31 protein-coding genes and 1 tRNA gene are annotated in these 26922 nt (G+C 33.0%); 22 read left to right on the top strand and 10 right to left on the bottom strand.

Annotation, left to right across the window (positions count from 1 at the left end):
- Positions 1–16: 16 nt before the first annotated feature.
- The 8 genes from MY1_RS02700 to MY1_RS02665 all read left to right on the top strand — a co-directional run bounded on the left by MY1_RS02700 (position 17) and on the right by MY1_RS02665 (position 7807).
- Positions 17–364, top strand: coding sequence for a helix-turn-helix domain-containing protein (locus MY1_RS02700; protein ID WP_007550054.1), 348 nt, complete (start codon positions 17–19; stop codon positions 362–364).
- Between the two features lie 21 nt (positions 365–385).
- Complete coding sequence (locus tag MY1_RS02695) at positions 386–1111, top strand: proteasome assembly chaperone family protein (protein WP_007550053.1); 726 nt, start codon at positions 386–388, stop codon at positions 1109–1111.
- A 49-nt stretch (positions 1112–1160) separates the two neighbouring features.
- Complete coding sequence (gene purM / locus MY1_RS02690; protein WP_007550052.1) at positions 1161–2183, top strand: phosphoribosylformylglycinamidine cyclo-ligase; 1023 nt, start codon at positions 1161–1163, stop codon at positions 2181–2183.
- A 70-nt stretch (positions 2184–2253) separates the two neighbouring features.
- Complete coding sequence (locus MY1_RS02685) at positions 2254–3498, top strand: cation:proton antiporter (protein ID WP_007550051.1); 1245 nt, start codon at positions 2254–2256, stop codon at positions 3496–3498.
- A 96-nt stretch (positions 3499–3594) separates the two neighbouring features.
- On the top strand, positions 3595–5187 hold the full coding sequence (locus tag MY1_RS02680; protein WP_007550050.1) for an elongator complex protein 3: 1593 nt from the start codon (positions 3595–3597) through the stop codon (positions 5185–5187).
- A 2-nt stretch (positions 5188–5189) separates the two neighbouring features.
- Entirely contained in the window at positions 5190–6776 is a 1587-nt protein-coding gene (lysS, locus tag MY1_RS02675; RefSeq protein WP_007550049.1) for a lysine--tRNA ligase, read from the top strand.
- Position 6777: 1 nt separating this feature from the next.
- Positions 6778–6975, top strand: a complete 198-nt coding sequence (locus MY1_RS02670; protein WP_007550048.1) for a TRADD-N-associated membrane domain-containing protein — start codon at positions 6778–6780, stop codon at positions 6973–6975.
- Positions 6976–7012: 37 nt separating this feature from the next.
- Entirely contained in the window at positions 7013–7807 is a 795-nt protein-coding gene (locus tag MY1_RS02665; protein WP_007550046.1) for a hypothetical protein, read from the top strand.
- Positions 7808–8250: 443 nt separating this feature from the next.
- On the opposite strand, the gene MY1_RS02660 is transcribed toward MY1_RS02665, so the two are convergent.
- The 3 genes from MY1_RS02660 to MY1_RS02655 all read right to left on the bottom strand — a co-directional run bounded on the left by MY1_RS02660 (position 8251) and on the right by MY1_RS02655 (position 9457).
- Positions 8251–8550, bottom strand: a complete 300-nt coding sequence (locus MY1_RS02660; protein WP_048109542.1) for a hypothetical protein — start codon at positions 8548–8550, stop codon at positions 8251–8253.
- 29 nt (positions 8551–8579) lie between these two features.
- A complete protein-coding gene (locus MY1_RS09805; protein WP_007550042.1) occupies positions 8580–8729 on the bottom strand; it encodes a hypothetical protein in 150 nt (49 codons plus the stop codon).
- A gap of 209 nt (positions 8730–8938) precedes the next feature.
- Complete coding sequence (locus tag MY1_RS02655; RefSeq protein ID WP_007550041.1) at positions 8939–9457, bottom strand: ferritin; 519 nt, start codon at positions 9455–9457, stop codon at positions 8939–8941.
- A 156-nt stretch (positions 9458–9613) separates the two neighbouring features.
- Between MY1_RS02655 and MY1_RS02650 the strand changes: the two genes are divergently transcribed.
- A complete protein-coding gene (locus MY1_RS02650) occupies positions 9614–9922 on the top strand; it encodes a hypothetical protein (protein ID WP_048109538.1) in 309 nt (102 codons plus the stop codon).
- A 3-nt stretch (positions 9923–9925) separates the two neighbouring features.
- Here MY1_RS02650 and MY1_RS02645 read toward each other — a convergent pair whose 3' ends face one another.
- Entirely contained in the window at positions 9926–10486 is a 561-nt protein-coding gene (locus MY1_RS02645) for a DNA-3-methyladenine glycosylase I (protein ID WP_007550036.1), read from the bottom strand.
- Positions 10487–10539: 53 nt separating this feature from the next.
- Here MY1_RS02645 and MY1_RS02640 point away from each other — a divergent pair, with 53 nt between their 5' ends.
- Positions 10540–10965, top strand: coding sequence for a hypothetical protein (locus tag MY1_RS02640; protein ID WP_007550035.1), 426 nt, complete (start codon positions 10540–10542; stop codon positions 10963–10965).
- Positions 10966–11005: 40 nt separating this feature from the next.
- Here MY1_RS02640 and MY1_RS02635 read toward each other — a convergent pair.
- A tRNA-Arg gene (locus MY1_RS02635) sits at positions 11006–11080 on the bottom strand.
- Positions 11081–11130: 50 nt separating this feature from the next.
- Positions 11131–11835: an MIP/aquaporin family protein gene (locus MY1_RS02630; protein ID WP_007550034.1), complete on the bottom strand. Its 705-nt coding sequence runs from the start codon at positions 11833–11835 to the stop codon at positions 11131–11133.
- A gap of 98 nt (positions 11836–11933) precedes the next feature.
- Here MY1_RS02630 and bcp point away from each other — a divergent pair, with 98 nt between their 5' ends.
- Complete coding sequence (bcp, locus tag MY1_RS02625) at positions 11934–12398, top strand: thioredoxin-dependent thiol peroxidase (RefSeq protein WP_007550033.1); 465 nt, start codon at positions 11934–11936, stop codon at positions 12396–12398.
- Positions 12399–12418: 20 nt separating this feature from the next.
- Here the strand turns inward: bcp and MY1_RS02620 are convergent, their stop codons facing one another.
- Positions 12419–13321 (bottom strand): hypothetical protein, encoded by a 903-nt coding sequence (locus tag MY1_RS02620; protein WP_007550032.1) that lies wholly within the window; start codon positions 13319–13321, stop codon positions 12419–12421.
- Between the two features lie 225 nt (positions 13322–13546).
- The gene (locus tag MY1_RS02615) at positions 13547–14182 is read right to left on the bottom strand and encodes a hypothetical protein (RefSeq protein ID WP_007550031.1); all 636 of its coding nucleotides are present in this window, start codon (positions 14180–14182) and stop codon (positions 13547–13549) included.
- Positions 14183–14280: 98 nt separating this feature from the next.
- Here MY1_RS02615 and MY1_RS02610 point away from each other — a divergent pair, with 98 nt between their 5' ends.
- On the top strand, positions 14281–14655 hold the full coding sequence (locus MY1_RS02610; RefSeq protein ID WP_007550030.1) for a hypothetical protein: 375 nt from the start codon (positions 14281–14283) through the stop codon (positions 14653–14655).
- 5 nt (positions 14656–14660) lie between these two features.
- Here the strand turns inward: MY1_RS02610 and MY1_RS02605 are convergent, their stop codons facing one another.
- Positions 14661–14891, bottom strand: coding sequence for a hypothetical protein (locus tag MY1_RS02605; RefSeq protein WP_007550029.1), 231 nt, complete (start codon positions 14889–14891; stop codon positions 14661–14663).
- Between the two features lie 113 nt (positions 14892–15004).
- Between MY1_RS02605 and MY1_RS02600 the strand changes: the two genes are divergently transcribed.
- The gene (locus tag MY1_RS02600) at positions 15005–16447 is read left to right on the top strand and encodes a menaquinone biosynthesis decarboxylase (RefSeq protein WP_007550028.1); all 1443 of its coding nucleotides are present in this window, start codon (positions 15005–15007) and stop codon (positions 16445–16447) included.
- Here the strand turns inward: MY1_RS02600 and MY1_RS02595 are convergent.
- Positions 16442–17560 (bottom strand): CofH family radical SAM protein, encoded by a 1119-nt coding sequence (locus tag MY1_RS02595; protein ID WP_007550027.1) that lies wholly within the window; start codon positions 17558–17560, stop codon positions 16442–16444. The two genes, MY1_RS02600 and MY1_RS02595, sit on opposite strands and share 6 nt — an antisense overlap.
- Before the next feature lie 150 nt (positions 17561–17710).
- Here MY1_RS02595 and MY1_RS02590 point away from each other — a divergent pair, with 150 nt between their 5' ends.
- The 9 genes from MY1_RS02590 to MY1_RS02550 all read left to right on the top strand — a co-directional run bounded on the left by MY1_RS02590 (position 17711) and on the right by MY1_RS02550 (position 26920).
- Positions 17711–18499 carry a 2-amino-3,7-dideoxy-D-threo-hept-6-ulosonate synthase gene (locus MY1_RS02590; RefSeq protein ID WP_007550026.1) on the top strand — a complete coding sequence of 263 codons (789 nt, stop codon included), beginning with the start codon at positions 17711–17713 and terminating at the stop codon, positions 18497–18499.
- Entirely contained in the window at positions 18486–19547 is a 1062-nt protein-coding gene (locus MY1_RS02585) for a 3-dehydroquinate synthase II domain-containing protein (RefSeq protein WP_007550023.1), read from the top strand. Before MY1_RS02590 ends, MY1_RS02585 begins: the two co-directional genes overlap by 14 nt.
- A 2-nt stretch (positions 19548–19549) precedes the next feature.
- Positions 19550–20224, top strand: coding sequence for a type I 3-dehydroquinate dehydratase (gene aroD / locus MY1_RS02580; protein ID WP_007550022.1), 675 nt, complete (start codon positions 19550–19552; stop codon positions 20222–20224).
- Positions 20225–20339: 115 nt separating this feature from the next.
- Entirely contained in the window at positions 20340–21161 is an 822-nt protein-coding gene (gene aroE, locus MY1_RS02575) for a shikimate dehydrogenase (RefSeq protein ID WP_007550020.1), read from the top strand.
- A complete protein-coding gene (locus MY1_RS02570; protein ID WP_007550018.1) occupies positions 21161–22015 on the top strand; it encodes a shikimate kinase in 855 nt (284 codons plus the stop codon). Before aroE ends, MY1_RS02570 begins: the two co-directional genes overlap by 1 nt.
- A complete protein-coding gene (aroA, locus tag MY1_RS02565; protein WP_007550017.1) occupies positions 22005–23273 on the top strand; it encodes a 3-phosphoshikimate 1-carboxyvinyltransferase in 1269 nt (422 codons plus the stop codon). The genes MY1_RS02570 and aroA overlap by 11 nt, the downstream gene beginning before the upstream one ends.
- Before the next feature lie 323 nt (positions 23274–23596).
- The gene (aroC, locus tag MY1_RS02560) at positions 23597–24694 is read left to right on the top strand and encodes a chorismate synthase (RefSeq protein WP_007550016.1); all 1098 of its coding nucleotides are present in this window, start codon (positions 23597–23599) and stop codon (positions 24692–24694) included.
- A gap of 4 nt (positions 24695–24698) precedes the next feature.
- Complete coding sequence (locus tag MY1_RS02555) at positions 24699–26069, top strand: aminotransferase class I/II-fold pyridoxal phosphate-dependent enzyme (RefSeq protein WP_007550015.1); 1371 nt, start codon at positions 24699–24701, stop codon at positions 26067–26069.
- Positions 26066–26920 (top strand): prephenate dehydrogenase, encoded by an 855-nt coding sequence (locus MY1_RS02550; RefSeq protein ID WP_007550014.1) that lies wholly within the window; start codon positions 26066–26068, stop codon positions 26918–26920. The genes MY1_RS02555 and MY1_RS02550 overlap by 4 nt, the downstream gene beginning before the upstream one ends.
- The last annotated feature ends 2 nt before the right edge of the window (positions 26921–26922 follow it).

The raw sequence follows: 26922 nt of genomic DNA, 5'->3' as shown, positions 1-26922 counted from the left end.
TACCGTACCATACGGTATGATGCGAGCAAGACTAACATACATACCTGTAGAAGTAGCAGACCAATTCGAAGATTTTATTATAAAAAGAGACGTCCAGATACTAGATGCAGTAAAAGCAAGAACAAGAGATTACAGCACGTTATCTCTTCTAAAATTATTATACCAACTTAGAGGAAACCCAATGACGTTTTCAGATCTATATTCAAAATCTAAGATAAGAATGAAAAAATCATTTCTGAATTATCTGCATCTTTGTATAGATTACAACTTTGTGCAAAAAGAAGCAGTAGGAGCAAACATGATCTATACCATAACAGACAAAGGAAGAACCATGTTGAATCTGTTTATTCATAAAAGTAATTAGACAGAATAATTGACGTAGAGAGTGGCAGACGGATTTCCAGAAGCAGAAGTATTTGAAATAAAAAAAGTAGAACTAAACAGTCCGATAATATTTGCAGGATTTGTTGGAGCAGGTCTGGTAGGATCACTTTCAATCAGCCACATCATCGAAGAATTAAAGATGGAAGAAATTGGATTGATGAGATCAAAACATCTTCCACCATCAACTGTTTTTATGAAAGGAAGACTGCGTCATCCTTTTAGATTTTATGCAAATAAAGATGGAACAATATGTGCAATAATTTGTGAAATAACATTAAGAATGGAGGGATTGTATTCATTGGTTTCAGCTATTTTAGATTGGTCAGAAAAAAAAGGATCAAAAGAAATTGTAATTTTAGATGGAATTCCAAGTGAAGAACATGATGATAAAGCATATTGTGCAGCAAAAGAAGATTTGGTAAGAATGATGGCAGATAAAAATATCAGCATGATCCCACAAGGATTCATTACTGGAATTCCAGGAGGAATTTTAAACGAATGTATTGTAAGAAAAATTCAAGGAGTGGCATTACTTGCAAAAGCAAATAAAACATCACCGGATCCTATAGCGGCATCTACATTGATAGAAGCATTAAACAGATTCTACGATATGAAAATAGACACTAGTAGTTTGGAGAAAGAAAAAGAGAGGATTCATTCTGAATTTAACGAATTATCTCAAAAATATGTCAAGCACAGAGAAGAGTTTTCTGGAATGTATATGTAAGCCATAGGGCAGGCAAATTCTTTTATTCACAGCAAATACGCATGAAACTATGGGTTTAACCTACAAAGATGCAGGCGTGGACATTACCAAAATTAAACAAAGTCAGGCAGCAATAGGCAGACTGATTGAATCCACACATAAACTCCAAAAAATGGCAAAGATAACACATGGTTTTGGACATTATGCAGGAATTATAGAGATTCCAGGAGGACAATTACTAGCTACACATACAGACGGCGTAGGGACAAAGGTAGTAATTGCAAATATGATGAAAAAATACAACACTATAGGAATTGATTGTGTTGCAATGAATGTAAATGACATAATATGTATCGGTGCAACTCCAGTTTCATTTGTAGACTATATTGCTTCAAACAAAAATGATCAAATAATCTTTAAAAAAATTGTAGAAGGATTAGTTAATGGGGCAAAGAAGTCAGCATTGCCAATTGTAGGAGGAGAGACAGCAATAATGCCGGATGTTCTTACAGGAAAAGAATTCTCATTTGATTTAGCAGGAATGGTAGTAGGTCTTGTTTCAAAAAAAGATATTGTGTTGGGTAACAAAATAAAACCAGGAGATGTAATTATTGGGGCAAATAGTAGTGGTATTCACTCAAACGGATACTCACTTGCAAGAAAAGCTCTGTTATCAAAATATTCTGTAAAAGACAAAGTGAAAGGAGTAGGAGTCATAGGGGACGCATTATTGACGCCAACAGAAATTTATGTAAAACCAGTTTTAGAAATTATTCAAAAATGCAAGATTAACGGATTAGCCCACATCACGGGTGGAGCATTTACAAAACTAATGAGACTTAAAAAAATAGGATACGATATAGATAGTTTACCAAAAATACCTCCAATAATGGAATTAATTGAAGAGCAAGGAGTAAAACAAGAAGAGATGTATAAGACATTTAACATGGGAATAGGATTTTGCATCATATCTCCAAAAGATCAAGTATCAAGAATAAGATCAATTTTCAAAAAGTATAAAATTACAACTCAAGAAATAGGGCAGATAGTATCCAAAAAAGGAGTTTTTGTAAATTCATCAAAAATCACATAATTAGACAAATATGAAATAATTTTCAACCAAATATCGCCTTATATTAGCAATAAATCAACAAAGATAGAGAATGGCAGCAGAAGCAAATTTTATTGAAACGATCATTGGGGTAGGAATTCTACTATTTGCCGCAAAATTAATGGCAGAGTTATTTCTTAGGCTTAAACTTCCAATTGTGTTAGGGGAATTAATAGCAGGCATGGTAATCGGCCCATTTGCACTTGGAGCATACATTGTTGGGTCTGGCGGAGTATCACTAGTTAACATTAACAATGAGATAAAAATTCTTGGAGAGATTGGGGCAATAGTAATTTTGTTTATGGCGGGACTTGAGATGACTCCAAAGGAATTCCTAAAAGGTGGAAAAGCATCGTTTACAGTTGGAACATTGGGAGTGATAGTTCCATTTGCAGTAGGACTGATAGTTTTTCAGATGTTTGGTTTTGATGCGTTGCAATCAATGCTTATTGCTACAGCACTTACAGCAACAAGTATCGCAATTTCAGTTCAAGTATTAAGTGAATTTGGAAAACTCAAATCAACAGAAGCACGTCTAATTATTGGAGCAGCAGTAGTTGACGACATTTTAGCTATAGCAGTACTGTCAGTGGTAATATCAATTGCAAACGGTCCTGGAGGAGTAGACAGTATAGATATTTCAGATGTAACAATAAAAATTCTTCAAGTGTTAGGATTCTTTGCAGCAATGCTCATAGCATCTGTTTGGGTAATGCCAAAAATCATCACACCAAGATTATGGAAAGCAAAAGGAAGTGTAGAAGGAATTGCAACAGCATCGTTTTTTGGAGCAGCAGCACTTGCAGGATCTATTGGACTGTCACCGATCGTAGGGGCATTTGCAGTAGGCATGGCATTATCAACTACAAAGGTATTTGAAAAAGTCGAAAACTATGCACATCAAATAGGATTGATCTTTGCACCGTTATTCTTTGCAATAATTGGTGCACAAGTAGATTTTAGACAGGTAAATGCAGAGATATTGTATCTTAGTGGGATAATCATTGTAATAGCAATTGTGACAAAATTATTGGGATGTGGACTTCCAGCAATGATGTTTTTGAAAAGCAAATCCAAGGGAATGAAAGTAGGGATAGGCATGATATCAAGAGGGGAAGTAGGTTTGATTGTGGCAGGAGTAGGAGTAGCATCAGGAATTTTAACATCAAGTGTGTATTCCACCATTGTGATCATGGTAGCAGTTACAACAATCATAACGCCAATATGGTTAAAGATAGAATATAAAAAAGAACAGAAACAAGAAGGGACAGAGCCACAAGCAAATAATCTGCTATGAATAGATAGAGTAAGAATGAATTTTCAGGCAAAATTAGGCATCTAACGTCCCAAGATTATTTAACGAATTTATGTTCAATGAGATATGATTTCAAATATGAATAAACTAGATGTATTATTTTCAACTGCATGCACTGAAATAACCCAGAATCTTTTGACAATTAAAGAGCCAACTAAAAAACAAGTAAAGGCAGAAATTAAAAAAATATGTGCAAAATATGCACTAGAAAGAATTCCAAGAAATCATGAAATTCTTTCAACTGTAAAAGATAATGATTTTTTCAAATTACAAAAAGTTTTGTTAAAAAAACCAATCAAGACAGCATCTGGAGTATCAGTGATTGCATTGATGCCAAAACCTTATGCATGTCCTCATGGAAGATGTACATACTGTCCAGGCGGAATAGAATTCAATTCGCCAAATAGCTACACTGGGAAAGAACCATCAACACTTAACGCAATACAAAATGAATATGATCCTAAACTACAGATAATATCAAAAATTGAAAAATTAATTGCTTTTGGACATGATCCATCTAAAATGGAAATAGTAATTGTAGGAGGAACATTTTTGTTCATGCCAAAAGACTATCAAGAGAATTTTATCAAATCTTGCTATGATGCGTTAAATGGAATTGATTCAAAAAATTTGGAGGAAGCTAAATTAAACAACGAACATGCAAAAATAAGAAACGTAGGATTTACAATTGAGACAAAACCAGACTATTGCAAGCAGAAACATGTTGATGCGATGTTAGATTACGGAATTACTAGAATAGAGATAGGAGTACAATCATTACAAAACAGAGTATACCAAATTGTCAATAGAGGACATAATTACAATGATGTCATAGAATCATTTCAAATTTCTAAAGATGCAGGATATAAAATCGTAGCACATATGATGCCTGGACTTCCTACAATGACACCAGAAGGAGATATTGCAGATTTTAAAAAATTGTTTGAAGACCCAGAACTTAGACCAGACATGTTGAAAATTTACCCATCACTGGTAATTGAGAACACACCACTCTATGAGGAATACAAACAAGGAAGATACTCACCATACTCTGATCAAGATATGATCAAAGTTCTAACTGAAGTAAAGAAAAATGTTCCAAAATGGGTCAGAATAATGAGAGTTCAAAGAGAGATATCACCAAATGAAATCATAGCAGGTCCAAAATCAGGAAATCTCAGACAAATAGTACAACAAAATCTAAGCAAACAAGGTATTTCATGTAAATGCATTAGATGTAGGGAGGCAGGACTATCAAACAAAAAAACTAACGAACAAGATATAAAATTGAACAGAATTAATTATGATTCATCAGGTGGAAAAGAAGTATTTTTGTCATATGAAGATTCAAATGAATCAATTTATGGGTTTTTGAGGTTAAGAAAACCAAGCAATCTTGCACATAGAAAAGAAATTGGAGATAATTCTTGTATTGTACGCGAATTACATGTGTATGGTAAATCATTGAAGCTTGGAGAAAAATTAGAAAATGAGATTCAGCATTCAGGATTGGGGAAAAATTTAATGAAAGAGGCTGAAAAAATTTCCAAAGAAGAATTTGATGCTACAAAACTACTAGTAATTAGTGCTGTAGGAACAAGAGAATATTATCAAAAAATAGGGTATTCGTTATATGGGCCATACATGACAAAATCGTTGAATAAAGAATAGACATGTCAGAACAAGAGATTTTCGGCAAGGGAACTTGGATAGATAAATTAGCGCATGAGTTACTAGAGCGAGAAAAAACTCTAGGTAGAAGTTTAGAACTATTAAGAGTTGAAAGCGGACTTGGTGCTTCAGGAGTTCCACATATAGGAAGTTTAGGAGATGCAGTTAGGGCATATGGAGTAAAACTTGCATTAGAAAATTATGGATTCAAATCAGAATTAATTGCATATTCAGATGATTTAGACGGACTGAGAAAAATTCCAGAAGGATTTCCTGATGATTTAGAAAAACACATTGCTAAACCTGTTTCGTTGATTCCAGACCCTTACGGTTGTCATGAGTCATATGGAATGCACATGAGTAGTATTCTTTTAGATGGACTAGATAAAATGGGAATTAAATATGAATTTAGAAGAGCAAAAGACACCTACAAAAATGGATTGCTAAAAGATCAAATCCATACAATTTTACAAAACAGCGCAAAGATAGGGGATAAGATTTCAGAATTAGTAGGGCAAGAAAAATATCAGAAATTCCTACCATACTTTCCAGTATGTTCAAATTGTGACCGACTTTACACAGCAGAAGCATTTGAGTATCTAGAAAATGAGAAGAAAGTAAGATACAAGTGTCATGATACAGAGATTAGCTCAAAAATGATCAAAGGTTGTGGACACGATGGCGAAGCAGACATTACAAAAGATCTTGGCAAATTAGCATGGAAAGTAGAATTTGCAGCGAGATGGGCAGCATTTGATATTAGATTTGAAGCGTATGGAAAAGACATCATGGATTCAGTAAAAGTAAATGACTGGGTCTCAGATGAGATTTTGAATTTTCCACCTCCTCATCATGTAAAATATGAAATGTTTTTGGATAAGGGGGGGAAAAAGATTTCAAAATCATTAGGAAATGTGGTTACAGGACAAAAATGGATGGAGTTTGGAAGTCCAAAATCAATTTTGCTACTACTTTACAAAAGAATTACAGGTGCAAGAGAATTAGGATTTGAAGACATACCATCGTTGATGAATGAGTATAACGAATTAGAGGACATATTTTTTGGAAAAATCAAGGTTGACAATGAGGCCAAATTAATAAAATCAAAAGGACTCTATGAATATGTAAATTTACTAAATCCTCCAAAACAACCAAGCATACATGTCAATTATAGATTATTAGTTGAATTAGCAAAAATGTTCAAAGAAAATAGAACTGAAAGGGTAATGAAAAAACTATTAGATTACGGTGTAATCAAAAACCCTGATCCACAAATAGAAAAATTAATTGAGTTAGCTGGAAATTTTGCAGATGAGTTTGATCAACAAGAAAAAGTACAAGTTGACATGGATGAATCAGCAAAAAAAGTTTTGAAACTACTAGTAGATGCACTCAATGCAGAAGATGAACCAGAAGATATTCAAAATACAATATATCAAATTGCAAAGTCAAACGGGGTTGAACCAAAAGACTTCTTTAGAATTTTATATCAAATAATACTCGGCACATCAAGAGGACCTAAAATTGGACCACTAATAACAGATATTGGAAGAAAGAAAGTAGCAAAAACAGTTTCAGAATATATCTAAAATGGTACACAGTGAGCACAATAAATCAAGAGGGGGTAGCAGTTTTGCTCTAATCATATTTGGGGCATTACTATTATTTTTAGCACCCAACATAAATCCCGATAATCCAGAATTAGGGATGCTAGCATTGATTGGGGGCATAGTTATTGGCGGAATTGGATTTTACCTCAAGTTTATTCGCACAAGAGCAAAAAACTAAAGAAACGTTCATCTTTTGGAGATTTTTGTAGATTAACATGGGTCTTTTTGGAAAGAAAAAGGAGCAAGTAGAAGAAAAGACATATGAAAAAAATGAAGAGAGAGTTTTAAAGGAATCACTTGAAACAGAAGTAGAAGGACTGCAAATTGAATTTAGAACAAAACAAGAAGAAATTGACAACATTACAAAAAAGCTGCAAAGCGTAAAAGAAGAATACGATGAAGCAACTAGCAAATTAATGGAGATAAAACGAGAATCAAATCAAAAAAAATTAGAACTCGATACAATATACTTGGAATATAAAAATATTAAAACAAAAATAAATGACTCGGAAGAAAAATTCAATAAAAATAAAAAAATTATCGAGGAAATAGATAGAGCAGAGATCAATATTACAAAAAAGAATCAAGAACTTGAAAAGATCACAAAAGAGTATGATGGTATTAAAGAGAAAATCACAGAAGGTCAATCAGAATTACGAGAAATACGTGCACAGCAGATTCAAGCACAAAAAGAGCTAGAAGAAATTACTTCTAGACTCTATAATGCAAAACATGATGTAAAAAACATACAGGAAAATATTGATGGGGAAACAGGAATTTTCACTTCTAAAGAAAAAGAATTCATCGAAGGAGAAATTACTGATAAAAAAGCAACTAAAGGAATAATCGAAGCTGCTAGCGCAGTAGTGGGAGGGTTAAAATCAAAACTAAGTAAGGCAGAAAAAGAGCTAGAAACGCTTCACGTTCTACTAGACAAAGAACGCAGAGAACATGCTCAAACTAGAGAGGAACTTGAAAAACTAAAAGAAAAGAAAGAATCTAAAGAATAGATACAATTTCCAAATTTAGCGCATAAAGTCTACAGCATATAATGAGAAGAAGAAGAAGCCAATACCACCACCAAGAATTGCAATCCATGCAATAATTTGTTTAATTTTAGACATTATCATTAAATTAAGAAACAACATATTATTGAATCTACGCAATTATTAAAAAATCACAATGATGAATTTTACAACAATAAGAGATTAAAATAAATAATTAAATTAATTTTGAAAAAAATATTATCCATAAATTAGGCAATGTTCGCATTCACAATTTTCTTGTTGTTTTGATTTTACCAAACATTTTTTGTGTTGGCCGGCTTGACATTGAACGCATACCTGTTCTATATTTTCAACACTAGTGTATTTTTTTGATTGATCAAAACCAAATCCACCATCTTGAGGTCCAACCATGTCAGTATTTAGAACAGTGTAGTATTTCTACTTCACTAAGAGAGGGCTTTCTCAATAGAATTTCTCAGTTCTGTCCTACATGTTTCAAGAATACCTCTAATTTCAAAAGCATCAACAAATCCACCTGCTGATGATCGAGTTGCTTTAAGTAAATAATGCAATGTTCCTTCTTCGATCTTTCCGACATAATAGCCATAAAGAAAATCAACTTGGTTTTCACATTTCCAAATTTGTTTAACATTTGGAAAAGTTTGATGAATTTCAGATGGAACATCTCTAATTCGTAATTTTACATAATCTTCAAGAGATTTTCTAATTGAAGAATCAGGCATCATTTCTAAAATTAGTTCATCATACTTGTTTTTTAGTCATTATTTTTATCAGATTTTTTATCTGAATCAGGGTTATCCCACATATGCATAGTTCCACGAATCATAAACGAGCCAACAATAATAGCAACAAGTCCACCTACAATAAAAATAAAAAAACGACCTATGCTTTTGAGATTTGCCATGTTAGACAATAGGTTTAGTGTATAATTATAATTGTCTGATAAACAAGATTAAAGAATCATAATAAACAGGAATTGTAATGAAATGCAACAACATGAAAATTGGATGCTATCATGACAATGCCATTCATTTTGAAGGAAATGGCAGATGTCTTGTAAAAGGTTGTAAATGTGAAAAATATATCATTTAAAATTATGAATTTTAGATTAAACTAGACGGATCCTGTAGAGTTTGCAGAAGCAACAGATGATGCCAAAATTTTATCTATTTCATTAATGGCAATCTTATCTCTTCCAATTAATTCAAATTTTTGAATCAAAGTCTCAAATTTTGTTTCTTCTTGAACTTGTTCATTAACAAACCATTCTAGAAAGGCATAAGTTGAATGGTCTTTATCTTTTTGTGCAATTTCAACTAGTTTATGAATTGCAGAAGTAACTGCTTGTTCATTTTTTAAAGCCGTTTTTAAAATAGATTCTAATGATTTAAAATCAGATGAAGGTAATTTTGTTGCAGGAATTGTTGCAGGAATTCCCAGATTATTTAAGTAATGAACAATTTTTAACATATGAGCTCTTTCTTCATCAGATTGAGCATAAAAGAAACTAGCACCACCCTCATATCCAATCACTTCACACCAAGAAGCCATTGACAAATAGATGTTAGAAGCATTTGCTTCCAAGGAGATTTGATTGTTTAATCCATTTTGCATATTTTTTGAAATTTTCATATTCTATTTTATGAAATGTTCTAGTATTAAAAAAACTTACTAAAAAATACATTCAGACATATGAATAAGTTATCAAAAAACAGAATACATTACAATTAAAAAATACAAAGACGTAAAAAAAATTAAAGTTAAATATCAGATAATAATAATTTCTTTATGCTTTTTGGTGTATTTGCAACACATGGCCCAGAATTATGCCCACTAAACAATGAAAAAAGTAAGAAAATTTTCTTAAAGCTCAAATCCAATATGGATAAGGAAATAAAGAAATACAACATAAATAAAATCGTAGAATTTTACATGTCCGTGTTAGAACACGAGTGGATCATAGTTATTGATGCGGTTCATGCACATGATATAGAAAAATTATGCATTGATGTCGGAATTTCATCAATGAGTACAGTCAAAATAGTTCCAATGAATCTCTATAGCGATACCATCAAAAAACTTGAAGCATCAAAATAGAAATTATGTGTATTTTTGAAATCTAAAACAATCACACGTATGATCGTTTACCATACCTACAGCTTGCATGAAAGCATAACAGATCGTAGGACCAACAAAATTAAAACCATATTTTTTTAATTCATCACTCATTTTTTTGGAAATATCAGTAGATGCAGGTATATCTGAAAGACATTTGAAATTGTTTATTATTGTAGTATGATCAACAAAGCTCCAAATGAATTTATCAAATGAGCCATACTCCTTTTGAATTTTTATAAAGAGTTTTGCGTTATTGATTGCTGAATTGATTTTTAATTTATTACGAATTATTTCAGGATTATTTAGTAAATTTTTGATATGCTTTTCAGTATATTTAGATACTTTAACTGGATCAAAGTCAGAGAATGCTTTTCTATACCCATCTCGTCGTTTAAGAATAGTAGTCCAAGTTAAGCCAGCCTGAGCTCCTTCTAAAATTAAAAATTCAAATAATTTACGATCATCATGTTGTGGTTTTCCCCATTCATTATCATGATACTCAATGTTAAGATCATCCTTTGCCCATTGACATCTAGTTTTCATAGAATGAGAGTGTGTTTAACATAAAATAATAGTTACTAGATAAAAAACAGAACATGAAGGTCAACCAGCAATTACTGCAAATTAATAAGAATTTTATAATTTGTTTTATCATTTCAGCCTCACTTTCAGCAGTTGTTGCTCAATCATTAACAGGACATGAGAATCACCTCACAACTACAATTACAATAATAACAGGATACATAGCATATTTTGGAATTTTCTCAATTTTGTTTTATTGGGATAATAGAGTCAGATACAAGCAAATGAGTTCAAGTTTAATTAAAAAAGAGATTCTAAGTATGATTTCATCATTCGGAGTGGGTGAAATTATTTATCTTGCAATACGATGGCCTTCTTTGTATTATTTTCTTGAAATGAATATAGAGCCATTTATTGCATCACTAGTATCAGAAATTATATCTACTGCATGTTATATGATATCAGTAACTATTTTTTTAAGAAAGACAAAAACATTCTAAAAATTTCATTTCAAATTAGAATCTAAAAATTCAAGTAAAGCGGGCTCGGTCGGATTCGAACCGACGACCTAACGCTCCGCAAGCGTTCGCACTATCCAAGCTATGCAACGAGTCCAACAGAATCGTGCTATCAAATTTTTAAAAACGTTTGGTATTTGAAAAAAATTATGCTTCTTTTTCGGCCTTGTTGACATAGATATAATTCATGATCAAACCTGCAATTATGCCACCTAGAATTGGTGCTGCCCAATACAACCATTGAAACTCCCAAGCTCCGGAAATCAATGCAGGACCAAATGTTCTTGCAGGATTTACAGACGCACCAGTTAATGGAACTGCAACGAGGTGAATCAAAAATACCATTCCACCAATTGAAAATCCATGCCATCCAGGTGATGCTTTTTTATGAACGGCTGTCATGAAAATTACCAGTACTAAGAAGAAAGTCAAAATTGCTTCTATTGCAAATCCAGAACTAATACTGTTATTGATAAGTTCGCTTGGACCGCCTTGCGTACCAAAGTTAACTTTTGCACCAAGTTCTGGCAAAATTGCTTTAAGAGTTGCAGCTGCTGCAACTGCACCAATTATTTGGGAGATAATATATCCAATACCATCTTTAATTCCAATTTTTTTAGTAATCATCATAGGAATTGTAACTGCTGGATTGATGTGAGCGCCAGATACATGTCCAAATGCATAAACCATAAGAGCGATTGCACCACCATGGCCAAGTGAAATAAACAATACAGATTGGGTTGTCAGAGTTTCTCCAAAAGAGGCTACTGCAATAATTACAGAAAGCGGACCAAAAAATACTAAACCATATGTTGCAATTGCTTCTGCAAGATATGCTCTTGGGTTAACCATTAAGCTAAAGCCATTCTAATTTCCATATAAAACATTCGAAGTGGGATAATTATCAAAGTCAAAAAGTAATTAATGGTCAAAATATCTTCAAACATAATATGTTAGAAGAAGGAGAATTAGTTCCAAAATTTGAAGTAAAAGATGCAAATGGAAACAGTGTCAAATCAAGTGACTTTAAGGGCAAAAAGCATGTAATCTATTTTTATCCTAAAGACTTTACGCCAGGATGCACAACAGAGGCTGATGAGTTTTCCAAAGATTATAAAAAATTTCAAAAAGCAGGAATCGAAATCATAGGAATTAGCCCAGATGATGTTAATTCACACAAGAAATTTTGCGATAAGATGGGAATAAAATATCCGCTTCTTGCAGATGTCGATAAAACAATTTCAAAACAATTTGGAGTATGGGGTAAAAAGCAATTTATGGGAAGAGAGTACATGGGAGTAGCAAGAAGTACATTTTTAGTTGATGAGAAAGGAAAAATTTTCAAGGTATATCCCAAGGTAAAACCAGCCGGACATTCAAAGGAAGTATTAGATGATTTTTTAAAATTAAATTAAAAATAAAAAGAGAATAAAAATTAGAATCCTTTTGGCAATGTGCCTCTAGAAGTTTTTGGTGGTTCAGGAGATGGTTTTGCTTCAAATCCTTTTGGTAAAGCACCATGTGTTGTATTTGTTCTAGTTTTTACTTCTTCAGCAACAGCTTCTTGGTATCTTTTCTCATCTTCAATTCTTTGTTGTTCCATTCTTTGAAGATACTCTTTTTCATATTCTTCTAATTGTTCTTTTCTTGACTTTCCAGAACTTTCAGATGTAGATGAAGTTTGAGATTGTTCTACTCCTTTAGGCAGTGTACCTTTTGGCTTTGCAGCCTCAGCTGGTTTTGGAGGTGCTTGCTGTGTTTGAGCTTGTGCAACTACTCCATCAACTGTCATTGTTACACCACTGAAACCTCCAAACATTTTATCTGCTGGATGATATGCAAGTCTAGGTCTTGTTGCAAAGTATTGGTTTGATGGTTGTGTATATCCAGGAACTTTAGCTTTTTGATCATTCCAATTTCCTGATGGAACTTTACCTACAGGAGCAGTTCTTCTTACAAAGTATCTGTTTGGAGCTGGAGAATAACCTGTTACATGTGCCCTATACCAATGGAAATCTGTCATTTTGGCATTTTGATAAGCATTCTCTAAAGCTGCTTGTACAGTAGCTGGCGGTGATGCTTTTGTCTCAGATGGTTTTGGCACATCTGCTGGTTTTGGCTCAGAACCTTTTGGCAATACGCCTTTTGGTTTTGTAACCTCAGCAGGCTTTGCAACCTCAGCTGGTTTTGGTGCTGGTTTTGCAACCTCAGCAGGTTTTACCTCAGCAGGTTTTGGTGCTGGTTTGGCTTCAAGCTGTGTTGCCAATTTATCTAATTTAGCTTCTAATTCGGCAATCTTGTTTTCAAGATCTTGTTTTGTTTGCTTTTTAGTTGCCATTCCTTTCAGTAAATATTACATTGTTTATTTACATTTTGATCAGACTGAATATTTAGTTAAAATTAATTGGAAAAAATAAATCATAATATGTAAAAATTTCATAAATATAAAATGAACTATAAAATAAAAACAAATGAATTTTGAAATTAAACATCAATTAAAACAACATATGCGGTCAGGAGGATATGGATTTTATCAAAAATAGAAAATAAAAGAATGATTGAATTAGAATCCTTTTGGCAATGTGCCTTTACTTGGTTTTGGAGGTGCTTGCTGTGTTTGAGCTTGTGCAACTACTCCATCAACTGTCATTGTTACACCACTGAAACCTCCAAACATTTTATCTGCTGGATGATATGCAAGTCTAGGTCTTGTTGCAAAGTATTGGTTTGATGGTTGTGTATATCCAGGAACTTTAGCTTTTTGATCATTCCAATTTCCTGATGGAACTTTACCTACAGGAGCAGTTCTTCTTACAAAGTATCTGTTTGGAGCTGGAGAATAACCTGTTACATGTGCCCTATACCAATGGAAATCTGTCATTTTGGCATTTTGATAAGCATTCTCTAAAGCTGCTTGTACAGTAGCTGGCGGTGATGCTTTTGTCTCAGATGGTTTTGGCACATCTGCTGGTTTTGGCTCAGAACCTTTTGGCAATACGCTTTTTGGTTTTGTAACCTCAGCAGGCTTTGCAACCTCAGCTGGTTTTGGTGCTGGTTTTGCAACCTCAGCAGGTTTTACCTCAGCAGGTTTTGGTGCTGGTTTGGCTTCAAGCTGTGTTGCCAATTTATCTAATTTAGCTTCTAATTCGGCAATCTTGTTTTCAAGATCTTGTTTTGTTTGCTTTTTAGCAGCCGACATTTAGTTTGGATGAATTTTCGGGGTTTATTTACATTTGGGTCAAGTATCAAAGTAAAATTTGATCAAGTTTTATATGCATAATACACCCAACTGTAACTATGGATGATTTTGAAAAAGAGTATCCGGGATTTGATTGGAAAAATACTCCTGCATACAAACACCCTGGAGGAAAAAATTGTCCTTGTCCAAAACATGAATACATTAGAGAACAGATCAATTTTACAAGGCAGGTAAATCAGAAAGGCAAGGAACCATCAAAAATAACTCTAAAATTCTGTCCTGATCATTATAGAGTGTATACTCAAGAAGTAATTCCAGCTATGCCATTAAAATATAGAATTTTAACAAAAATTGCATTAAAATTGGGAGCAATTCAAGTAGAGCAGTTAAAATACATGGAATCAGAATTATGTTTCTATTGTAAATTTGGTTCTGGTGGACATGATAGAAAAAACGAACTTCCACCAATGTAAAATTTCTATTCAGAACTAAGTAAAATTTTTGGTTTGTTTGGTGTATCATGATGACATCTCTTTCCACATAATGGACATCGTTTTCTATCAAGAAAAACGCATTGACAGATATGTGAGTCAAGATAAGATTTGGCTAATTTGTTTGATTCACCGGTTCCATTACAAAATGGACATTGAGAACCCAATAACTCAATAGTACCAGTTCCTTTACAAACTACACATTTGTCATCAACCAATGAGATAATTTCCCAGTGGTAGGAATTAAATGCCATGCGTTAGAATTATTTTTAAAATATCAAGCATGCGTAAATCTAGTTAAGCTTATACTGGATTCAATTTTAGTAAAATTATGGCAATTGAGGACATCCATGAATTTGTAACAGAGTTAGAAAAAAAGGGGGAATTAAAAAGAGTAAAAACAGAAGTGGATTCAAATTTAGAAATTGCAGAAATTTTGAGAAGAGAGATGTATTCAAATGGTCCAGCTGTACTTTTTGAAAATGTAAAAAATTACGACATGCCAGTATTGGGCAATGCGTTTGGTTCAATGAAAAGATTGGAAATTGGACTAGAGATGACAGACTTTACAGAGATAGGACAAAGAATTGTAGACATGACAAAGATGGATATGCCGTCGGGATTTCTAAACAAGATAAAAAAACTTCCTGAACTTTCAAAAATGGCAGAATCTTTTCCTAAACTAGAAAGCAGTGGACCAGTAACTGAGATTACTTCAAATGATGCATCTTTTGATAAATTACCAATTTTAAAATCATGGCCAAATGACGCAGGACGTTTTATTACATTAGGATTAGTTGCAACAAAACATCCAGAAACGGGAGTTAGAAATCTTGGAGTATATAGAATGCAAATTATAGATAGCACGCATGCAATGATGCACTGGCAAAAACATAAACGCGGTGCACAGCACGGAGAGATTTCAAAAGAGCGCGGAGAGAAAATATCTGCAGCTGTAATTATTGGATGTGAACCTGCAACTGTGTTTTCATCAATTGCCCCAGTTCCAGAAGGACTTGACAAGTATTTGTTTGCGGGAATTACAAGAAAAAAAGGAATCAAAACTGTAAAATGTAAAACCATTGATTTGGAAGTTCCTGCAAATGCAGAAATTGTTTTGGAGGGATATGTTGACCCACATGACATCAGAGACGAAGGACCATTCGGAGATCATACAGGATATTACACTCCGATTGAACCATACCCAACTTTCACACTAACTGGAATTATGAGAAGGAAAAATCCCATTTATGTCACAACAGTAGTAGGCAAACCTATCCTTGAAGACGCATATATTGGCAAAGTTATCGAGCAGTCATTTTTGCCATTAATACGAATGTTTCATCCAGAAGTTGTTGATTTCAGTATGCCAGCATCTGGATGGTTCCAAGGTTTTGCGATAATATCAATTAAGAAAAGATATCCAGGACAAGCAAAGAAAGTAATGATGGGGTTATGGGGAATGGGACAGTTAGCACTAACAAAGATGTTCGTTGTAGTAGATGAAGACATCAATGTTCATGATATCAATGATGTAATTTGGGCAATTACCACAAGAGCTGATGCTGCACGCGATACAACAATTATCAACAACACACCTACAGATACGCTTGATCCTGCATCCCCAATGGTAAATTTGGGTTCAAAGTTAGGAATTGATGCCACTCAAAAAATTAGAGAAGAAGGGTACCAAAGAGAAATTCAACAGTTAGTCAAGGTAGATAACGAAACAAAAAACCTAGTAGATTCTAAATGGTCTAGTTATGGATTATAGTAAAGCAATAGAATTGTAGAAATTATCTCTCTCTTCTGCCTGATAACCAATTTGATGAATTGCATCTACAATCAATTTTCCAGTTAGTTCAGTAGAACGTGAGCCGGTACAAGAAACAACCTCTTCACCAATTAATGTACCACCAAAATCATTTGCACCATATTGAAGAGCGAGTTGAGCCATTCCAACTCCATTTGTAAGCCATGAAGACTGAATGTGTGGGATTAATCCATTAAAAACAAGTCTAGATATCGCTATCATTTTTAGCAATTGGGTACCACCGGTTCCATACTCCACTAATTTTTCTTCTTGCATCAAAGTATTATTTGGCTCAAAATTCCAAGGAATAAATGCCATAAATCCACTAGTCTTTTCTTGTAATTTTACAATTTTAAAAAAGTGATCTACAATATCATCGTTATTTTCTACATGGCCATACATCATAGTTGCTGATGCGGGAATATCAAGAGAGTGAGCTTCGTCCATTATCCTAATCCAATCTGTACTGGATATTTTTTTTGGACTAATCACATCTTTAACAGAGTCTACAAGAATTTCAGCTCCTGCACCAGGAATTGATTGTAATCCAGATTCTTTTAATCTAGATAAAACTTCTTTTGTGGATGATTTTTCAATTCTAGATATCATATCAATTTCAGATGCAGAAAGTCCATGTACACCGACTTCTGGAAATTTTTGTCTAATCATTTTAAAGGCATTTTCGTAGTATTCAATTTTCAGATTTGGATTGTGTCCACCTTGAATCAAGACTTGTCTAATCTTAAACATGTCCCATGCAGTCTTGACCCGAGATTCAATTTGATCCAGAGATAAAGTGTAAGCATCATCAGAACCAGGAGAGCGATAAAATGCACAGAATTTACAATCAGTAATACAGACATTAGTATAATTCAAAATAATATTATTTACAAAAGAGACCTTCTTTCCAAATTGCTTTCTTGTCAAATGACCAGAAACTAGACCCATTAGATGCACATCATCAGACTCTAATAATCTAAGACAATCTTCAGGACCTGGTCTATGACCATTTAGAGAATTTTCAAGAATATCTCCAATGTCACTTCGATTAATTTGTTCAGTAGTTTGACTCAATTAACTTGTTCAACAACATCTATGATTTCTATTTATTCCTTGAGAGGATGATAAAAAACAACACATCAGACATATTCATGCATAAATAAGATAATTTTGAGTTAAAGATTCACGTTATTTTTAAGTAGGGCACTAAAAACAGATTCAGCCATGGTATCGGGTCACGAGATTCGACTAAATCGAATTCTTAGAAAAGGAAAAATGTTATGCATTCCAATGGATCATGGAATTTCAAATGGTCCTATTGAAGGATTAGCAGACCCGGCATCGATGATTTACAGATGTGAAACACATGGACTTACAAGCATCATAATTAACAAAGGAATTCTCAAAACATTACCAAAACCAACAAAGATTGGCGTACTAGTTCATTTTTCAAGCAGTACTTCTTTGTCAATGTCTCCTAATCGTAAAATGCTAACGGGGACTGTAGAAGAAGCTGTAAGACTAGGAGCAGATGGAGTATCACTTCACATCAACATCGGCGGTAAAGAAGAACCTGAGATGTTAGAACAGCTTGGAATGACTGCTGACCAGTGTCACAAATGGGATATGCCATTATTAGCAATGATGTACCCAAGAGGCGAAAATATCAAAGATCCACATGACCCAGAAATTGTAGGACATGTTGCAAGAATAGGAGCAGAGTGCGGAGCAGATATTGTTAAAACATTATACACAGGTGATGTAGATTCATTTGCAAAAATTGTAAAGAGTACTCCAGTTCCTATTGTTATTGCAGGAGGACCAAAAACTAAAACAGATTTAGATATTTTACAGATGACAGAAGATGCAATGACTGCTGGAGCTAAAGGTGTAACATATGGTAGAAATATTTTTGCACATAAAAATCCAGAAAAGATAGTAGAAGCATTAGCATCAATAATTTTCAGAAAAGAATCCGCAAAGGAAGCAATGAAAAAACTTGAGCAAAACTAGAGAATTAATAATTTCGCCCAAAGTATCTCAAGCGCAATTAACAAAATTTCTTCCACAGTTAGAAGAAGAAGGAATCAAGACAGTATATCTTGATCCAAAAAAACTAAATTCTAAAAAGACAAAACTAGATACGGTGTATCCATCATCTGCTGCAAATTATATAGTAATTGAAAAAGAAGGTTCGGCAAAACCAAAGGGGAAAAAAATAGGTAGGAAATTTGAGGTTTTATCCAACAAGGACATTGAAAATATTTTAACAGTTGCAAAAAAAGGACTGGATTTTGTAATAGTTGAAGTAAAAGATTGGAAAATTATTCCACTTGAAAACATAATTGCAAAACTTCACAAAATTAATACAAAAATTTTTGCTATGGCAAATACACCAGAGGAAGTAAGAAAGATGTTTTCAATACTTGAAGTTGGAGTAGACGGAGTTATTTTCAATACAGGTTCAATTAGTGAAGTAAGAGAAGCTATGGTGTATTTAGGAACTAGAAGCTTTGATTTGAAATCTGCAAAAATTATCGAGATTAAAGAAGTAGGAGACGGTGAGAGAGTTTGTGTCGATACAGCATCAATGTTACACAAGGGAGAAGGAATGCTTATTGGAAGTAGATCAAATTTTCTATTTTTAGTTCATAATGAATCAGTAGGTTCATCATTTACATCACCAAGACCATTTAGAGTAAACGCTGGAGCAGTTCATTGCTATACATTATCTCCTGATGGAACTACAAACTACCTTTCAGAAGTAGAAACAGGTTCTGAAGTATTAATAATAAATTCTAAAGGTAAAGCAAGAAGAGCTACTGTGGGAAGGTCAAAAATAGAAAGACGCCCAATGTTGATGATTAAAGCATCTGTAGGAGGAGAAATTGGAGGGATAATTGCACAAGACGCTGAAACAATTCGCTTTGTAAAACCAAACGGTCAACTTGTATCAGTGACTCATCTCAAGAAAGGAGATTCAGTAATGGTTCATGCAAAATCTGCAACAGGTAGACATTTTGGAATGGAAGTATCAGATGAATATATTTTAGAAAAATAAAAATGAAATACAAAACGTGTGTATCAATTGCAGAAAATTCTTCAAATAAGATCAAAAACAATCTAAAACAAGCACTAAAAAAATCAGACTATGCAGAAGTAAGATTTGATTTTTTAAAAACAGATGATATACCACAGACATTAGAAAATATCAAAGATGATTTAAAAAAAGTAGTATGCACACTTAGACCAAAATCAGAAGGAGGAAAATTTGAAGGAAGTGAAAAAGAAAGAGTTGCAATATTAAAATTAATTTCAGAGTATAATCCATTTTTACTAGATGTTGAATTTAATACAATTAAAAAAAATAAAGAATTGGTAAAATATCTCAAATCAACAAAGACCAGACTACTTATTTCATGGCATGACTTTAAAAAAACTCCAAAATTTTCTGAGTTAAAAAACAAAATGAACCAAATGGGTAAATTTTCAAATAATGTAAAAATTGTCACTACAGCCAAATCAGTTAAAGATTCAACTATAACTCTTCAACTCTATGGCCAAAATAAGAAAAACAGTCTGATAGCGTTTGCGATGGGAGATAATGGAAGATTATCAAGAATTTTGTGCCTATACCTAGGAAGCCCATACACCTACGTATCACTTGGAAAGCCAATAGCACCTGGACAATTCAGTGTTAATGAGGTGAAAAAAATCATCAACCTAAAGATGAATTAAATATTAAGAGCCTAGCCAAATAAAGAATATAATTTTAGAGTTTATAAAAAATAATAAAAAAGATATTTCATACATGTCGAGAGTTTAAATCAATCATAGTAATCTAGAAAATAAGATGTCAAAAACATTTGCAGTTATTGGAGATCCTATTGATCATTCATTATCACCAAATATTCATAGTGCAGCATTTAGAGAATTGAATTTGGATTGCTCATATATCGCATACAAAATAGCAAAAGACGAATTAGAAGAAGGAATAGAATCACTTAAAAAAATTAAGATATCTGGATTTAATGTTACAATTCCACATAAAGTTGAAATGATGAAATACCTGGATAAATTAGACGAATCTTGTAGCATTATAGGTGCAGTGAATACAGTTACAAACGATAATGGAATTTTAAAAGGATACAATACAGATATGGACGGATTTTTAGAACCATTTAAAAAAAGAAATTTGAACATAAGAAATTTGAAAGTTTTACTATTAGGAGCAGGTGGTGCTGCAAGAGCTATTGTAGTAGGATTTGCAAAAGAACATGCAAAAAGTATCACCATAGCAAACAGAACTTTAGAAAATGCAAATAAGATCTCAGAGTTTGCAAATAAAATTGGATTAAAAGCAAATCCAATTAGAATAGACGAGATAGGAGAGACGACAAAAAATTATGATGTGATCGTAAATGCTACATCAGTAGGATTGAAAAACGAACCAAGTATTATTTCACTTGATGGAATTAACTCAAAAACAATTGTGTATGATATAGTATATTCTCCAATAAATACAGATTTTATAAAAAAAGCAAAAGAAAAAGGTGCCATTGTAATTTATGGCTATGAAATGCTATTAGGTCAAGCATCTAGAGCGTTTCAAATATGGCATGGTGTAGAAGCACCTTATAATGCCATGAAAAAAGCATTGTTAGGAGGAGTATAATGGCAAAAGCTATGGCTACAGTACACGGTGCAGTATCACTTGTAAATGCAATTGCTACCCACAAGGGCGCAACATTAGGCATTGAATTGAAAGTAGATGCAATAATTGAGACCAGTCCAGGCAAAGGAATTTTCATTCAGTCAGAAAACAAGAGCCTAAGTTCAAGATTAATAAATAAAACTATAGAAAAAATACTTTCAAAAAAAGAGATTGAAGAAAACAGGATTGACGTTACACTAAATTCAGAAATACCTACAGGATATGGATTAAAAAGTTCAAGTGCAATTTCATCAGCAATCGCTCTTGCATGTGCAAAAATATTCAAACCAAAATTAACAGATAAACAAATTTTACTTGCAGGAGTTGATGCATCATTAGAATCTAAAGTAAGCATAACTGGAGCATATGATGATGCATGTTCATGTTATTATGGAGGATTCAATGTAACTGACAATCTTAAAAAAAATAGAATTCATTCAGAAAAAGCACCTGTAAATTTAATTGCAGTGATATTTATTCCTAAAAATAGAAAACGAGGAAATTTAAAAAATCTAAAAATTCTTTCAGATGTATTTAATGGCGCATGGGAGTTAGCAAAAAAAGCAGAGTATTGGAATGCAATGAACATCAATGGATTAGCAACAGCTGCAATATTAAATTCAGATCCGAAAATAATTATTAATTTATTGGAGAAAGGAGCGCTAGGAGCATCAGTTTCAGGGAACGGTCCTGCAATTGCAGCTGTGACAAAAAAGGAAAATGAATCAAACATAAAAAAAGTATTTTCAGTATTAGAAGGAAATGTAATAGTATCCAAAATCAATAACAAAAAGGCCGAAGTACATGAATTGTAAAGTAGAAAAATCAAAAATAACAGGCCACATCACATGTCCTGCAAATAAAAGTTATTCACACAGAGCAATCTTTCTTGCAGCACTTGCAGGCAACGATAGCAAAATTGACAATGTGTTGTTTTCAGACGATACAGTTGCAACAATAGACACATGTAAGAAATTTGGAGCGGAAATTGAAGAGTTAGATTCGTCAATAATTGTCAGAAAACCAATAAAATTTGACATAAATGTACCTGAAATCGATGCTAAAAACTCAGGAACGACCATAAGGATTGCATCGGGAATTGCAGGATTATTCGCTAATGAAATTACATTGACAGGAGATACTAGTCTTCAAAAAAGACCAATGCAACCACTACTTGATGCATTAAAAAGTATAGGAGCAAAATGTACTTCAACAAATGGAATGCCACCAATCAAAATTACGGGAAGAATTTTAGGTGGAGATATTTCAATTCCTGGAAATTTTTCGAGTCAATTTGTATCAGCACTACTAATTTGTGCACCGTTAACTGAAAAAGGAATTAACTTAAACATCGATGGGAATTTAGTTTCAAAACCATATCTTGATGCAACCATTGCAACAATGAGAAACTTTGGGGTTACAGTACAAACATTAATTCCATATAAAAAATACAATATTTCACCCCAATTATACAAATCATCTGCATTTACTGTACCAATTGATTTTTCAAGTTTAGCATTACTACTTTCAGCTGCAGTATTAAATGGAGAAAATGTTGTAATCCATGGTAAAATTGGAAACCTACCTCAAGGAGATGAAGTGTTTATCGATATTTTAGAACAAATGGGAGTAAAAGTAACCATAGCAGAAGAACATATCACAATTAAAACACCAGATAAACTTAGCGGGGGAAGATTCGATTTAAACAATTCACCAGACTTGCTTCCCCCATTAGCAATTCTAGCAGTAAAAACAACAAATCCAATTGAAATTATAAATGTAAAACATGCAAGATTAAAAGAAACAGATAGAATCTCCATACTATCTAGAGAACTAGTTAAAATAGGAATTAAAGTACAAGAGAAAGAAGACGGTTTAATTTTAGAGTCGTCAAATGAATTAAGAGGGGCGTTATTAAATTCCGAAAATGATCATAGATTATTCATGGCATTTTGTATTGCTGGAATGTATGTTAGTAATTGTATCGTAACAGATTATGAATCAGTATCAGTATCATATCCTAATTTTGTCAGTGAGATGAACAAATTAGGGGCAAAAATCACACTAGAGTAAAATTTTAAAAAATTATCAAAAAGAGGTAAAAGGCGCGACCCTGTATAGAGTGAAAAGCATTCTCCTCACCCACTTCGTTTTTACGAAGATAACATGCATTTTTCGCAGAGCCGCGCAAATCATTTGTTAGATTTTACACGTTTTTGCACATATATTGTACGTTATTTTGATATTTAAATATTAATTGTAATAATTATAATTATTTTAAAGAAAATATGTAATTATTAAACACATGTAAATTGATACAAAATTCGTCAAATTTGAGAAAATTTTTTGTGTTTTTTCATAATGAGGAATTATAAGCATCAATTTACTATCACAATATGTTGCCTGGAAGTTCAATTGGTCAGCGTCTTGTTTTAACCAGTTTTGGTGAAAGTCATGGAAAATCCATAGGAGCTGTTTTAGACGGATGCCCTGCAGGATTAGAAATTGATGAAAAAGAAATTCAACAAATGTTAGATCTTAGAAAACCTGGGCAGTCATTGATTTCTACACAGCGAAAAGAAGGAGATATTGTAGAAATTATTTCTGGAATTTTTAGAGGACATACTACAGGTGCACCGATTACAATGATAGTTTGGAATAGTGATCAGAAATCAAAAGACTATGAAAATTTGAAAACAAAACTCAGACCTGGGCATTCAGATTATCCAGCCATGGTAAAATATAATCATTTTAATGATTATAGAGGAGGAGGTAGATTTTCTGGAAGATTAACTGCAACTCATGTAATGGGAGGAGCAATTGCAAGAAAATTATTAAAAGTCACACTAGGTGTTGAAACAAATTCATTTACAGCACAGATTGGAAAAATAAAAATGGAAAATAAATTTAATGAAAAAATGATTAACTCAATTTATAAAAACGAAGTAAGATGTCCTGAAGAAAAAACTGCAAAAAAAATGAGAGAATCAATATTAGATGCAAGAAAAAAAGGAGATTCTCTTGGAGGGATAATAGAATCAATCACAACAAATGTACCAGTTGGAATTGGAGAACCTATCTTCGGGTCATTAGAATCAGATTTAAGTAAAGCAATATTTTCAATCCCATCCGTTAAAGGAGTAGAATTTGGTTCAGGGTTTAAAGGCTCAGAATTATCAGGTTCAGAAAATAATGACTTGTACACAATAAAAAAAGGGAAAATAATTACAAAAACAAACAATTCAGGAGGAATTTTAGGCGGGATATCAAATGGTATGCCAATAACAATTAGAATTGCATTCAAACCTGCATCATCAATAGCACAAAAACAAAGTACTGTGGACATTAAAACCAAAAAAGACACCATACTGCAAGTAAAAGGAAGGCACGATCCATGTGTAGTTCCTAGAGCCCCACCAGTAGTAGATTCGTTAGTTGCTCTAACTTTGGCAGATCATGCTCTTTTATCTGGAGCAATCAAGCCTGTATTGTAAAGATATGTCAGATATCAACCAACTTCGAAATAGAATCGACGAGATCACCATAGAAATGATCAAGATGCTAAAAATGCGAACAGATATTTCTAAAGAAATTGGAGAAATTAAAAAAAACATAGGAAAAGGAGTAACAGATGAAACTCGTGAAGATAATCTTCGCTCAAAAATAATCACATTATGTAACGAATTAAAATTTGATGAATCAATTGCAACAAAATTTTTAAACTTTTTACTTAATGAATCAATTAAGGTACAGTCAGATAATAAACAAACACATCTATCAATTTTTCATAAAGCTAAAGCAATGGAACGTGACGGGAAAAAAATCATCCATATGGAAGTAGGTGAACCAGATTTTTCCCCTCCTCAAATTGTTAAAAAAGCTCTGGAAGAAGTTTTTGACAAAGGATTTTTAAAATATGGAAATGCAAAAGGATTGCCTTCATTTAGAGAAGCACTCGCTAAATATTCATCTGAGAAATTCGGAGTTGATGTTTCACAAGATAACATAATGGTTAGTCCAGGTGCTCGCTTTTCAATTTATACCGCAATTAGCACTTTATTAAATCCAGGAGACGAATTAATTGTAATTGAACCATCATGGCCAGCATATAAAGAGTGTGCATTAAATTCTGGAATTAAAGTAAGAACAATAACCACTACTTTGGAAGGAAAGTGGGAACCAACAATTGAACAAATTCAAAAAGTTATCAACAATAACACAAAAATGATCATACTAAATTATCCAAACAATCCAACGGGAAAAATTCTTCCCGAAAAACTACAAGATGAAATTGTAAGGTTAGCAATTAAAAATAATTTATACATTTTAAGTGATGAAATTTACTCTCAATATGCATACAAAAAATGGAAAAGCATACTTTGTTATAATTACGATAAAAGTATCATTACTCAATCATTTTCAAAATCACATGCAATGACAGGATTTAGGATAGGATATGCTATTTCAAGACCAGAAATTATAGAAAAATTATCAAAACTAGAGGCTCTTTGCCTTACAAATGTGTCTGAACCTATTCAATATATTGCCATGAGAGCCTTGGAAGCAGACATATCAGATAATACTAATACAGTACAAACCAGACTAAATGTATTGGTTGAAAAGGCAAAAGAGATGAATTTAGACTTTGTTGCTCCAGATGGAGCAATGTATCTATTTGCTCGCATCAATCAAGAGGGTTTTAGCGGAGTACAATTTGCAAACAATCTTTTAGAAAAAGGATTAGCTGTTGCACCTGGAGAGGGTTTTGGAGAATTCAAGAATTTCATTAGATTATCGGCATGTCAAGACGAAAAAATACTAATGGAGGGAATGAATATACTTGGTAATATGTTGAGAGATAAGCAATGAAGAAGAAAATTACAATAATTGGAGTTGGAGGTCAAATGGGGCAATGGTTTGCAAAATATTTTCTAGCAAATGACTTTGAAGTTACTGGTTATGATAGTGAAAACAAAATACAAGGAAAAGGAATAATCCAATCAGATTCTCTGGTAGGAGGTATTTTAAAAGCAGATTATGTTGTGTTGTGCACTCCAACAAGAAGAACACCAGAAATAATCAGATTAATTGCAAAAGAGATGAAAAGAGGAACATATCTAATTGAAATATCATCAGAAAAATCCAAAGTAGTAGCGTCATTATCAAAAATGCCTGCAAAAATTAATCCCATATGCATTCATCCCATGTTTGGTCCTGGAGCAAAATCAATCAAAGGACAAAACATAATTTCAGTTCCAATAAAAGATGCAAAAAAAGAATTGACAGTTGTAAAAGAACTTTTTGATGGTGCAAATTTTGTAACAATTGATGCAGTTGAGCATGATAAAAAAATTGCAGTTATTTTAGGATTAACACATTTGATGAATCTTGTATTTGCAAATATCATTTCAAAAGATGAAAAGATGTCATTAACTGAAAAAATGTCAGGAACTACATTCAGAGTTCAAAAAATACTTGCTGAAAGTATAATGACAGAATCTCCAGAATTAATTGAAACGATTATCGCAAATCCTGAAATTAGAAGAGTTGCAGAAGAACTTTGGAAAGATATAGGCAGACTACTGACAGCAGTGCAAGAATCAAAGACGGAAGAAGTAATAGATTACATTAAAAATTGTCAAGAGAAACTCTCTGCAAATACAAACTTGGAGGATTCTTATAAAAAATTGACAAAAATGGTACACGCAGTTGAAAAATAAGA

The sequence above is a fragment of the Nitrosarchaeum koreense MY1 genome (genome assembly GCF_000220175.1).
Lineage (GTDB): Archaea > Thermoproteota > Nitrososphaeria > Nitrososphaerales > Nitrosopumilaceae > Nitrosarchaeum > Nitrosarchaeum koreense.
Note: the sequence above shows the minus strand (reverse complement) of the source record. Positions and strands in the feature narration are given on the sequence as shown.